The 13,020-nt window shown below is 45.8% G+C and carries 10 protein-coding genes; 8 read left to right on the top strand and 2 right to left on the bottom strand.

Annotated elements, in window-relative coordinates; genetic code table 11:
• Positions 1 to 144: 144 nt before the first annotated feature.
• Entirely contained in the window at positions 145 to 897 is a 753-nt protein-coding gene (gene hemQ, locus HHK01_RS14370) for a hydrogen peroxide-dependent heme synthase (RefSeq protein WP_170008415.1), read from the bottom strand.
• 257 nt (positions 898 to 1,154) lie between these two features.
• Between hemQ and HHK01_RS14365 the strand changes: the two genes are divergently transcribed.
• From HHK01_RS14365 to HHK01_RS14335, 7 genes are all read left to right on the top strand, one after another.
• Positions 1,155 to 2,948 carry a sigma 54-interacting transcriptional regulator gene (locus HHK01_RS14365; RefSeq protein WP_228027591.1) on the top strand — a complete coding sequence of 598 codons (1,794 nt, stop codon included), beginning with the start codon at positions 1,155 to 1,157 and terminating at the stop codon, positions 2,946 to 2,948.
• Between the two features lie 166 nt (positions 2,949 to 3,114).
• A complete protein-coding gene (locus tag HHK01_RS14360; RefSeq protein ID WP_170008414.1) occupies positions 3,115 to 4,308 on the top strand; it encodes an iron-containing alcohol dehydrogenase in 1,194 nt (397 codons plus the stop codon).
• A gap of 12 nt (positions 4,309 to 4,320) precedes the next feature.
• Positions 4,321 to 5,676 carry a GntP family permease gene (locus HHK01_RS14355; RefSeq protein ID WP_228027590.1) on the top strand — a complete coding sequence of 452 codons (1,356 nt, stop codon included), beginning with the start codon at positions 4,321 to 4,323 and terminating at the stop codon, positions 5,674 to 5,676.
• Between the two features lie 22 nt (positions 5,677 to 5,698).
• Positions 5,699 to 7,159, top strand: coding sequence for a CoA-acylating methylmalonate-semialdehyde dehydrogenase (locus HHK01_RS14350; RefSeq protein ID WP_170008413.1), 1,461 nt, complete (start codon positions 5,699 to 5,701; stop codon positions 7,157 to 7,159).
• A gap of 132 nt (positions 7,160 to 7,291) precedes the next feature.
• The gene (locus tag HHK01_RS14345; RefSeq protein WP_170008412.1) at positions 7,292 to 8,212 is read left to right on the top strand and encodes a 3-hydroxyacyl-CoA dehydrogenase family protein; all 921 of its coding nucleotides are present in this window, start codon (positions 7,292 to 7,294) and stop codon (positions 8,210 to 8,212) included.
• A 279-nt stretch (positions 8,213 to 8,491) separates the two neighbouring features.
• Positions 8,492 to 9,463, top strand: a complete 972-nt coding sequence (pta, locus tag HHK01_RS14340) for a phosphate acetyltransferase (RefSeq protein ID WP_170008411.1) — start codon at positions 8,492 to 8,494, stop codon at positions 9,461 to 9,463.
• A 118-nt stretch (positions 9,464 to 9,581) separates the two neighbouring features.
• Positions 9,582 to 10,412, top strand: a complete 831-nt coding sequence (locus tag HHK01_RS14335; protein ID WP_170008410.1) for a lipoate--protein ligase family protein — start codon at positions 9,582 to 9,584, stop codon at positions 10,410 to 10,412.
• An 83-nt stretch (positions 10,413 to 10,495) separates the two neighbouring features.
• Here HHK01_RS14335 and HHK01_RS14330 read toward each other — a convergent pair whose 3' ends face one another.
• Complete coding sequence (locus HHK01_RS14330; RefSeq protein WP_170008409.1) at positions 10,496 to 11,338, bottom strand: RsfA family transcriptional regulator; 843 nt, start codon at positions 11,336 to 11,338, stop codon at positions 10,496 to 10,498.
• 372 nt (positions 11,339 to 11,710) lie between these two features.
• Here HHK01_RS14330 and HHK01_RS14325 point away from each other — a divergent pair, with 372 nt between their 5' ends.
• Entirely contained in the window at positions 11,711 to 13,015 is a 1,305-nt protein-coding gene (locus HHK01_RS14325) for an HD domain-containing protein (RefSeq protein WP_170008408.1), read from the top strand.
• Positions 13,016 to 13,020 lie beyond the last annotated feature (5 nt).

Genomic DNA, 13,020 nt, shown 5'->3' with positions numbered 1-13,020 from the left:
AGAAGGGGGTTGTTTTTAGCTTGCTGTCTGATAGCAGAGATTCACATATCCAGACTCAGGGTCGCAAAGGTTGAACCGCCGTATGTCAGGACAAACAAAAATCACGGTGAGAGCAACTGCCCTTCACCGTGATTATGTCTCCTGTTATCGCTCGTTTACCGCAAATAACTGCTTCAATTTTACCGTATCTGCTAACACCCCAACAAAGAACGTACCGAACTCTCCGAAGCGTGCGCTCACTTCATCAAAGCGCATTTCGTAAACTAGCTTTTTGAACTGTAGTACATCGTCGGCAAATAGTGTAACGCCCCATTCGTAGTCGTCAAAACCGATGGAGCCTGTGATGACTTGTTTGACTTTGCCGGCGTACCCACGACCGACTGTGCTGTGGTCTTTCATCATGCGACGACGGTCTTCCATCGGTAGCATGTACCAGTTGTCGTCTCCTTGACGCCGTTTGTCCATCGGGTAGAAGCAAATATAGTCTGTTCGTGGAAGCTCTGGATAGAGGCGTGAACGGACGAATGGGTTTTCGTACGGATCCTCGTCTGACGGCACATAACCGCCCAGCTCAACCACTGATACGTATGAGTAGGCAGGGATTAAAAACTCTGCTAATTTTGTCTTATTAAACGCTGTCTCGATTTCATTTAGCTCTACCATTGTAGGACGCAATATCATGAACATTAGGTCTGCTTTTTGACCTAATACAGAGTACACTGCATGACTGCCTTCTTTTGCCTCATGAACTTTATTCCATTTCTCCACAAGAGTAAAAAACTCTTTTAGTGCCATTTCGCGTTCGTCACTCGTTAAAAGCTTCCAAGCCATCCAGTCGATGGAGCGGAAGTCGTGTAAACTGTACCAACCGTCTAGTGTTTGTGCGGGTTCACTCATGAAAAAACACTCCTTTATATTTACAGACGCTTTTGTGGTGCGCCTCTTTCTCGCATTATCTGCCCTTACTATAGCATAGTTTCGACACGATCCTCACGAAGTAAACTTGACAAGCTGGTGACAGGGCATTCCTATCTTTATACGGACGAAGATTCTTTCCGTTGATAAGTAGATGACAGGTAGATTTATAGTAAAATAAGAAATAATGCAAAGTATTCGAGTCGATTGATAATCTGTTTTTTAGAGGTGTGAGTGTCGTGACAGTGAACTTATCGCAGCCGATTGCAATCGGAAATAGAACTGAAAAGAGCTATGTGAAGGATTGGATGACCGCTCCTGTCGTCGTTCGATTAGGACAACCTTTAACAGAGGTTGCGGAATTTATAGCGTATCAACGGTGTCAAGGCGCGATCGTTGTGGATGAAGAGCATCGGGTTGTCGGCTATCTGACAAGCTCTTCGTTGTTATCTCTTGCGTTGACTCCGGGAACCCTTGAGCAGCCACTTACAGAGTTACTTGTTGAGAGGGTGCGACCTGCTTCAGTGGAAGATTCTATTTTAACCATCGCACCAGGTGTGTCCCAGGTAGTCCCAGTAATTAACGGTAATGATCATTTAGTGGGCATGATTACGCCACGCGATTTGACGCACGCTTTAACGAATCTCGTTCAGCTGCGGAGTCATGTAGCCGAAGCGCTTGATGCTATTTTGGAGAGCGCTTATGAAGGTGTTGTTATGGTGGATAAAGATGGCATTGTGCGCGAGATTAACGATGCATATCGAAGTTTTCTAGGTGTTAAAAACGATAATGATGTTATCGGGAAGCATGTGACTTCCGTAATCGAAAATACACGTTTGCACGTAGCGATTGAGACAGGAAAACCTGAGAGAGGTCACATTCAAGAAATCCAAGGGCAAAGCATGGTCGTACATCGCATTCCGCTTTGGAGAGGAAATGAAATTGTCGGTGCGATCGGTATGCTCATATTTGAAGGGGTGTCAGAGTTGTACAGTATTTTGGAGCGCGCAAACAAAAATACGTACTCTTCTAATAAAGTGACGCAACGCCTCACTGTGGAACAGAAGCAAGGTGATCGTCTCACATTCGAATCTATTATTGGTGAAAGCAGCGAACTGGCCACGTGCAAGAGCTTAGCACGGCGCGCAGCACGCACGCTGGCGACCGTAATGATCACAGGGGATAGTGGAACCGGGAAGGAAATGTTTGCAAAAGCTATTCACCATATGAGTAGCTGCGCGAACGGACCGTTTATTAGCTTAAACTGTGCAGCCATTCCTGAACAGCTATTAGAGTCGGAGTTATTTGGTTACGAAGACGGTGCCTTCACGGGTGCGAGCAGAGGTGGTAAGGCAGGAAAGTTTGAACAAGCACATAACGGGACGCTCTTTTTGGACGAGATTGGCGACATGCCTCTCCATATGCAGGCAAAAATTTTGCGGGTCCTACAAGAAAGAGAGATTGAAAGAGTCGGTGGTTCCAAAAAGAAATCTATCGCTGTACGGATTATTGCAGCAACCAATCAAAATCTCGAGGATATGGTCACGGAGGGCACCTTTCGAGAAGATTTGTACTACAGGTTAAATATTATCCGTCTTCGGGTTCCTTCACTCAAAGAGCGGAAAAAAGATATTCCTGTTTTACTGTCACATCATTTGAACCGTTTTTGTGAGTTATACGGGTTTCAAGAGAAAGGCTTTACTCGTGAAGCGATACAAGCGCTTATGGCATATGATTGGCCAGGAAATGTACGTGAGGTTGTGAATATTGCAGAGAGACTTGTCACGATTGTGGAGGAAGGAACCATTCGGCTAGCGGATCTACCAGAAGTAATGGTGAAACAGACCGATACTAGTGTAATGGTGCCAGGCTTAGAAGTTGATTTCACTTTGAAAGATGAACGTTCTCAGCAAGAAAGGCAAATCATCGAGAAGATCTTAGTTGAAGTGAACGGAAATAAAACTAAAGCAGCAGAGCGTTTAGGCATTCATCGCACTACACTTTACCAAAAACTAAAGCGCTATCATTTGTAGTTTGTATATAAAAATCAACACTCGCTACAGAAGTGTTGATTTTTATATACACACCCAATCAAAGAGGTATCCTGTTTGTGCTTTCTTTGGGAGTTGGCACACTTCTTGCATGTAATTAGATGAGATGATCAATTTCATCGAATGTTATGAAAGAAGGAGGATATGTATGGTTGCAACCGTGCGAATGCCAAGGCATGTGTTTTACGGAAAGGATTCCTTCAAGCGGGTTGGGGAAGAAACGGCACTATTAGGAAAAAAGGCACTGATTATTAGTGACAAAATTATGGAGCAACTTGGCTATGTGACCGAGTGTAAAACGTATCTTGAGGGAGCTAACGTGGACCATGTCACGTACTTAGATATTGATTCTGAGCCGACAGACCAATACGTCAACGCATCCTTGCACTTACTACAAAATGAAGCATGTGATGTGGTGATTGCACTTGGTGGTGGAAGTTGTATCGACACAGCAAAAGCGGTCGTTGTCCTCGCAACGAACGGCGGCGACATTAGTGACTATATGAACGGAAAAACAATTGCCAAAAAGAAAGCGCTTCCCCTACTGGCCGTTCCGACGACAGCTGGAACAGGATCTGAAGCTACTGATGTCACGGTTATTACGAACACGACAAACGATGTCAAAATGATGATTAAGCAACCAGCCTTTATGCCAGAAGTCGCCATTGTTGACCCTGTTTTGACGGTGTCGTCTCCGCGAGGGATTACGGCAGCAACGGGTATAGATGCGCTGACACATGCTATTGAAGCTTACATTTCAAGGAAAGCACAACCCTTTACGGATACGTTGGCGCTTTCAGCTATCCAGTTAATCGTTGAGAATATCCGTGAATCTTATTATAACGGGGAGAACTTAGAGGCTCGTGGAAAAATGGCGTACGGTGCTATGTTGGCTGGGGCAGCATTCTCCAATTCGTCAGTGTGTCTCGTTCATGGGATGTCGCGTCCGATTGGAGCATTGTTCCATGTACCACACGGCATATCAAACGCGATGTTATTGCCTGCCGTACTTGAATTCAGCCAAGCGACTTGTACAAATCGTTTAGCACATATCGGACGTTTATTATTCTCTGACGTTGCTGATCTAAACGATGAAGCTGTAGCGGTTCGGGTAGTGGATGAGATTAAGCAGCTTTGCTTAGATTTAAAGATTCCTAATTTAAAAGGATGGGGTATTGACCAGCAGGCCTTCGATCTTGTGCTCGAAAAAATGGCACAGGATGCTTTAACGAGTGGAAGTCCAGCGAACAATCCAAGAGTGCCAACGGAAGCGGAAATTGTTGGGTTATACAAGACATGCTATGACTATCAATTTTTACCGCAGCGTACAGCGAGTCGGTAAGGGGGAAGAACAATGGGGATGATCGGGTTATTTGTTGCGCTGGGGTTACTCATTTACTTAACGATGCGTGGCGTAAATATTATTATCGCGGCGATATTAAGCTCTGTACTGTTGGCGATTGTTGGCGGTCTTAACGTCGGAACTGCCATGACAGAATATTACATGGACGGCTTTACGGGATACTTTGCTGCATGGTTCTTAATTTTTTTGCTGGGTGCGATTTTTGGGAAGGTCATGCAAGATACAGGGGCAGCTGACGCAATTGCCAACTGGGTAAGTCGTACACTTGGCCCGCAAAGAGCTGTGTTTGCTGTTGTGGCTGCGTGTGCGATCATGACTTTTGGTGGGGTAAGCTTGTTTGTAGTCGGTTTTGCCGTCTATCCAATTGCGGTTTCACTTTTTCGTCAAGCGAACTTACCACACAGGTTTATTCCGGGTGCACTTGTGTTCGGTTCCATTTCGTTCACGATGACTTCACCAGGTTCACCTGAGATTCAAAACATTATCCCGACGGAGTATTTTGGAACGACACCCACTGCAGGCGGATGGGTTGGTGTAGTCATTGGGCTCTTTATTATGACGGTCGGTGGACTGTATTTAGGCAACACCGTGAAAAAGGCTGTAGCCAACGGGGAAACATTTTCAATGCCACCAGTCGAGGGTGGACTTAGTAAAGGCAAAGGCGCCGAAGAATCAGCGGCGGCGGCAGAGAAGTTACGTGTCGAAGAAGTGCCAGCAGAAAAGAAAGACTTACCAAACGCATTCTTTTCTATTGTGCCACTCGCATCGGTCATAATTTTCTTGAACGTGATGGCGCAGTTCATGTCATCAACGAACGCGTTACTCATTTCTCTAACGATTGGGATTGTGTTAACGTGGGTCTTAAACTTCCGGTATGTTGTTCAATATTGGAATTCTCTTGCATCTGGTGCCCAAAATGCATTGGTTGCGGCAGCCAACACGTGTGCAGTGGTCGGTTTTGGTAGTGTGGCAGCACAAGTAAGTGCGTTTCAAACGCTTGTTGATGCGCTCGTGAATATTCCAGGTCCGCCACTTCTAGGATTGGCAATTGGAGTTACACTCATCTGTGGTTTAACTGGATCAGCTTCAGGAGGACTAGGAATCGCTTTGCCAATTTTGTCACCAATTTATATGGCACAAGGACTCGATCCTGGCGCTATGCATCGTCTCTCAGCACTTGCTTCCGGCGGTTTGGATTCATTGCCACACAACGGTTATGTTGTCACGACGATTCGCGCTATTTGTGGAGAGACGCATAAACGCTCGTACAAGACAATATTCATGTTAAGCGTTATTTTGCCAATGCTTGCTTTGTTAATCGCTGTATTCTTATACACCATTTTTTAATTCTTAAGAGGAGTTGGATCATATGACAACAAAAACGATGACAACGATGAAAAACTATATTAACGGTGAATTTGTTGATGCAACAGGAACAGCAACCGAAATCGTTCCGAATCCAGCCACTGGAGAAGCACTAGTAGAAGTACCTATTTCGTCAAAAGAAGACGTAGACCGCGCTGTGAAAGCGGCGAATGCAGCCTTCAAAACGTGGAGCAAAACACCAGTACCGAAACGCGCTCGTATTCTATTTAAATACCAACAATTACTTATGGAAAACTTTGACGAGCTCGCAGAATTGATTACGAAAGAAAACGGTAAGTCTTTTGCCGAAGCACGCGGAGAAGTACAACGTGGTGTGGAATGTGTTGAGTTTGCAGCAGGCGCACCAAGTTTAATGATGGGCGATGTGCTACCGGACATCGCATCAGACATCGAATCTGGTTACTACCGCTATCCAATAGGGGTTGTTGGTGGCATCACACCGTTTAACTTCCCGATGATGGTACCTTGCTGGATGTTCCCACTCGCGATTGCGACAGGGAATACATTTGTGTTGAAGCCTTCAGAGCGTACGCCAATTTTGGCCCAACGTCTAGCGGAATTGTTCACTGAGGCAGGTCTACCAAATGGTGTGTTGAACCTTGTTCACGGTGCACACGATGTTGTAAACGGGTTGCTTGAGCACGAAGACGTTGCAGCGATTTCATTCGTCGGTTCACAGCCAGTCGCTGAGTACGTGTACAAAACAGCAGCAGCTCATGGCAAACGCGTTCAAGCTTTAGCGGGTGCGAAAAATCACTCGATCGTTCTTGGTGATGCAGATTTAGATAAAGCTGTTCAAGGCATTACAGGCGCTGCATTTGGTAGTGCGGGTGAGCGTTGCATGGCATGCTCGGTTGTCGTTGCTGTCGATGAAATCGCTGATGACCTCGTTGCGCGCCTTGTGGATGCAGCGAACGACATTAAAATGGGTAACGGCCTAGACGAAGATGTCTTCCTCGGCCCACTTATTCGTGATAGCCACAAACAAAAAGTATTGAATTACATCGAAATCGGTGAAAAAGAAAACGCAACTTTGCTCCGCGACGGTCGTATCGATGCACAAAAAACAGACAAAGGATTCTTCCTCGGTGCAACAATCTTTGACCACGTGAATGAAGATATGACGATTTGGAAAGACGAAATCTTTGCACCAGTATTAAGCATCGTTCGTGTGAAGACTTTAGAAGAAGCAATCGAACTCACGAATAAATCAGAGTTTGCGAACGGAGCGGTTTTGTACTCTGACAGCGGTAAAGCAGCTCGTGAATTTAGAGAAAACATCCACGCAGGTATGCTCGGAATTAACGTAAACGTACCAGCACCGATGGCATTCTTCCCGTTCTCAGGCTGGAAAAACTCCTTCTACGGTGACCTCCACGCGAACGGAAAAGACGGTGTACAATTTTATACACGTAAGAAAACAGTAGTAGCGCGCTGGGCGTAAGGACGGATGGAGGGGGCAGAGGTGTCTGCCTCCTTTTCTTTTGGAGTTTAACAGAATGATTGGGGAAAAGGGTTTACTATCGGGAACGGCGGGTTTACTACCACTAAATTCAATGACATGAGGAGGAGAACCATGAAAAAGATTACAGTACTAGGTGCAGGAACGATGGGACATGGCATCGCGCAGTTATTTGCAACTGCAAAAATGAACGTCACGCTTTATGATCCATATGAGGCAAGCCTTTCGAAAGCAAAGAAACACATGGAGCAGTCCATCCATTTGCTTGAAGAGGAAGGGATTTTACAAAGACAGTCTAACCTCTTAGATTCCATAACATGGACGACGCAGCTCGAGCAAGCGGTTAGAAATGCGGATGTTATCATGGAAGCCGCACCCGAGGAGATAGCTATTAAACATGACATCTACAAGACTATAGAAAGTATCGTGGCACCCGACGTGCTCATCGCATCCAACACATCAACGATCCCGGTCACGAAGCTAGCGGAAAAACTACTCCATCCCGAACGCATGATCATCGCCCACTTCTTCAACCCAGCACAAATAGTGCCACTCGTCGAACTCGTTGTACATACAAAAACGGCTCCTGGAGTTGTAGAACAAATGAAAGAGTTGCTTATCGGAGTCGGCAAAACACCGATTCTACTCAAAAAGGACGTCCCTGGCTTTGTAGGGAACCGCTTGCAGGCTGCCCTCGTCCGAGAAGCCTTCCATTTATTAGAGGAAGGCGTGGCGGACGCAGCAGATATCGATGCGGCGATCATGAATGGACCCGGATTCCGCTGGGTGGTAAGTGGCCCGTTAGAGACAGCTGATTACGGTGGATTGGATATATGGGAGAAGGTGATGAGCAATTTGGCACCACACCTTGACGTATCCACAGAAGCACCAGGCGCTATAAGGAAATCAGTTGAAGAAGGGCATCTTGGAGTAAAAACAGGCCAAGGCATCTACGATTACGATCAAATCGATGTCGAAAAACGTGTGGACGCTAGAAATAGAGCATTTGCTAGATTGTACCGGATGAGAGAGTGAAGGGTCTGTGCTCTTAAAGCGGGGCTAACGCTCTTAAATTAGGAAATAACGCTCTTAAGCTCTACCACGTGTAATCATAATGAATAAACTGGGCGCGTTCAATTTACCTGAAAGGCGCTTCTTTTTTTGTCTACGTACTGTCCGTGTTTCTGAATCCGCCTTATTTGACTGAAAAGAGGAACATTTAGCTTGCAATCGCTTACCTTTAAGCTACCGGTTTGAAAAGAAAAGTGTGAGGGGTATGCTAGAAGAAATAAGTGCGATAAAGGAGGAATTCACGTGAGCGACTTGTTTGCCACGTTACAACAGTCATTACAAGGTAAGAACATCCGCATTATCCTTCCAGAGGGAAACGACGAGCGGGTCGTCGGAGCAGCCGCCCGACTTCAAGCTAATGGGTATGTCAAACCGATTTTACTAGGTTCCCCTGAAGAAATTGAAGCTACGGCAAAAGCTGCGAACGCGAACCTGGCAGGTGTCGAGCAAATTAACCCAGCGACTTACACACAAATGGACGAGTTAGTCTCAAAATTTGTGGAACGCCGAAAAGGCAAAGCAACCGAGGAAGACGCGCGACGTATTCTTCTTGATGTGAACTATTTCGGAACAATGCTTGTGTATACAGGCAAAGCGGAAGGCCTAGTAAGCGGTGCAACCCATTCTACTGCAGACACCGTTCGCCCTGCCCTACAAATTATTAAAACAAAAGAAGGCGTGAAGAAAACATCTGGCGCCTTCATCATGGTACGAGAAGGCGAAAAGTACGTATTCGGAGATTGTGCGATCAATATCGCTCCAGATGCAACAGACCTTGCAGAAATCGCAATCGAAAGTGCAAAAACAGCCAACATGTTTGGCATTGAACCGAAAGTAGCCATGCTTAGCTTCTCGACAAAAGGTTCAGCTCGTTCTTCAGAAACCGAAAAGGTGATCGAGGCAGTCAAACTAGCCAAAGAACGCCAGCCAGAACTTAACATTGATGGTGAGTTCCAATTTGACGCAGCGTTCGTGCCTTCCGTTGCCAAGAAGAAGGCACCGGATTCACCTCTTCAAGGAGAGGCAAACGTGTTTATTTTCCCAAGCCTAGAAGCCGGCAATATCGGCTACAAAATCGCCCAACGCCTCGGCAACTTTGAAGCAGTCGGTCCGATCCTGCAAGGGCTAAACGCACCCGTAAACGACCTATCCCGCGGTTGCAACGAAGAAGACGTATACAAACTCTCGCTGATTACCGCTGCCCAAAGCCTGTAGGAGCGTCCGTCCTTGTGCGGATTCGGTGCTTCTTCCTAGATCTGTTCACACCGAATTTTGTCGAACGGCTCATATGGTATACTCAGATCATAATCTGTAGTAGAAAAGGAACAGTACCATGATAAACAAAGAAGTTTGGCAACAACAATGGCGTTACATAGATGAATCAAGTGCGGGGCTGTATCTCCCTGTCTCGCACTCTTTTGCGACGGACGATACATTATGCCAGTCTGTCGGGAGCGGGAACAGTTCTGCCGTTGTGCGGACGTGGGTGCACAGAGACACCGTCGTTCTTGGTGTACAGGACTCACGACTACCGTACTTACAACAAGGCATAGAATGGCTCGCAGACGAAGGAATGGATGCGTTCGTACGCACTTCCGGTGGGTTAGCGGTCATACTTGACGAAGGAATTTGGAATGCATCGCTATTATTCGCGGACGGAGACGGGACTCTTTCAATCGATGAAGGATACGAACGCATGGTCACCCTCATTCGAGAGATGTTTCCAGAGACTTCGATTCATGACGGCGAAATTTCAGATTCATACTGCCCAGGGCGCTACGACTTAAGTATCAATGGGCAAAAGTTTGCCGGGATCTCACAGCGTCGGATTCGCAAAGGCATTGCTGTGCAAATTTACTTGTGTGTTGAAGGGTCAGGAAGTGAGCGAGCGGAACTAGTTCAGCAATTTTATGACAGAGCTGGCTCCGCCAAAGCAAAACGTGGCGTCTATCCGGCTGTACGTCCGACATCCATGGCGTCACTTCAAGAGCTTGTATCTGCAAGCTTGACCGTTCATGACGTCAGTTATCGTTTACTCACGACTTTGCAAGCAAAGGGCGCTAGCCTGGAATCCGGCCGTCTGACTCGTGAAGAACAAGAAGAAAAGATTATACAGTTGAGTCGCGTCGAGGCACGGAACCAAAAACTCATTCAAAAACAATAAAAGCACGTGGCAATGAGCATCCTGCCACGTGCTTTTTACATTTTACAAACAAAGTGCTGTTGCCAACCGCCTCTCCAAGCGGATTATTCTGCAACTTTCTCTAAGTTCCCATTGCGATCCATTTTGAATTTCGTTGGTTGCTTTTCGTCGTCCTCGAAAACTACGTATTTTCTCGCACGATTCATGATCTTCATTAACGTTTCGTAGTCTTCCTGCATCGTATACGAATCAGACTCTAAATCCTTCACGCGTGCTTGTAAGCGTTCATTTTCCCCGACTAGCGTGTGAACTTCTCGTTTTAATCTCTCATTTTCCCGTTTTAGAACATCAACATGGAAGTTTGAATTTTTCATACCTTGCAAATATCTCACTACATGATCGAGTGTTAGCGTGGCTGGTGTAGTAGGTACGGGTTGTTCTGTGCGAACCATTTCGCTGGCTTGTGCTCGTTCAACGATGGGTTCTTCTGGTTCACTAGCAAAAGGTTCATAAGGCTGCTCATTTTCACTTTTGTCAACTTCTTCACTGTGCGGAGTGGCTTCCGGCGGTGGGGATGGGAGTGGGGAAGAGGCTCCTTGCTCATAATCGTAGGCTTCCCACTCCTCACCGTATTCGGCACTCGCATCCATCTCGTCAAATGATGGAGTAGGTGGTTGATAGAGTAATTTTTTCTTCCCACCATGTTCTTGGCCTAACAAGCGTTGGCGTTGCTTTCGTTGTTTTTTAGCAAGCTGTAAAGCCTTCTCGTAATTGTGACGAACGACTGCATTCCAACGAAATCCACAAGCGGCACTCGTACGATTTAAAGAATCGCCCACTTCCTCAAACGCATTCAGTTGCGTGCTACCTTCGCGTACGTGACGCAATACCGTTTCTGCTAGTAATAAATCATTTTCCTCTGTCCAAGCATCTTGTCTTGTTTTCATTCTACACAACTCCCTTTGATTCAACTTTCAAATTATGCTTTGTAGTCACAGGATGGACAGTTTGCACGGGTTTTATACATGCATTTCAAAAGGATGCTAGTTTTTGCCTATCAAAATGGTATGTTCCCTCTTTTGTTCTATAGAACGACCCCAGTAGATCACTTGAGAACGTAGGCTCGGCTAGATACAATACGTCTTAGCGCAACAAACTATGTGAAAAGAGCCTAATGAGAAGAAAGAAACGTTAAGGATTAGAAAAATTTTTATCCCCTTCTCCCCCAAAGGATTCACCGCACTTCGCTAAATGCAAGGATGAATTGTCTGTAATAAGTCGTTATAATAGAACCTAAGATTAGCGGAAGAGGGAAGAACATGTCGTATCGTACGGAAAAATTGCATGAGGAAAAGGTGTTTAAAGATCCTGTTCATCGGTACATCCACGTTCGTGACCGAGTGATCTGGGATTTGATAGGGACGCGCGAATTTCAACGATTGCGTCGCGTTAAACAGCTGGGCACAACCTACTTAACGTTTCATGGGGCCGAGCATAGCCGGTTTAACCATTCTCTTGGTGTCTATGAAATTGTAAGACGTATTGTGGACGATGTATTCCGTCACCGTTCTGAATGGCAGGAGTCATCTCGTTTACTCGCTCTTTGCGCTGCATTGTTACACGACCTAGGGCACGGACCTTTCTCGCACTCCTTCGAAAAAGTTTTCAACTTAGACCACGAAGAATTCACACAACAAATGATCCTCGGAGACACAGAAGTGCATGCCATTCTGAAACGAGTCGGGAAAGAGTTTCCGAAGCAAGTTGCAGAAATTATCGCCAAAACAAGCGAGAACAAGCAAGTCGTGAGCCTCATTTCAAGTCAGATTGATGCCGATCGCATGGACTATTTGCAACGCGATGCCTATTTTACAGGGGTCAGCTACGGCCATTTTGATATGGAGCGTATTTTGCGTGTCATGCGCCCACGTGAAGACCAAGTCGTCATTAAGCAAAGCGGAATGCACGCCGTAGAAGATTACATCATGAGTCGTTACCAAATGTATTGGCAAGTATATTTTCATCCAGTCACACGCAGCGCTGAGGTGATTTTGACGAAAATCCTCCATCGAGCAAAGGACTTGTACAAGCAGTCGTACCCGTTTCGGTTTGAACCGACACATTTTTTGTCTTTGTTTGATGAGGATGTATCGCTAGAAGACTATATCCTGCTTGACGAGGGTATCGTTCATTTTTACTTCCAAATGTGGGAGAAAGAAGACGACCCTATTTTACAAGATTTATGCCGACGCTTTTCGAACCGTCAGCTGTTTAAGTACATTGAATTTGACCCGGCTAAGGAATATAAAAGGCAGTTTGAACTAATGACTCTCTTTAAAAAGGCCGGCATCGACCCAGAATATTATTTAGTCGTCGATTCTTCTTCAGATTTGCCCTATGACTTTTACCGTCCAGGTGAGGAAGAGGAACGTTTACCGATTCATCTATTAATGGAGAATGGCGATTTGAAAGAGCTATCGCGTCATTCTGATATTGTTGACGCCATTTCCGGAAAACGCCGTACAGACCACAAGCTATACTTCCCAGCAGACCTTTTATACGACGAGACATCGAAGAAGGCGGTTAAAAGACAAATACGCCAATTACTTCGTTTAGAAGAGTAGACAAG

The organism is Bacillus fonticola (assembly GCF_012955605.1).
GTDB classification, from domain to species: Bacteria; Bacillota; Bacilli; order Bacillales; family JC228; genus Bacillus_CG; species Bacillus_CG fonticola.
Note: the sequence above shows the minus strand (reverse complement) of the source record. Positions and strands in the feature narration are given on the sequence as shown.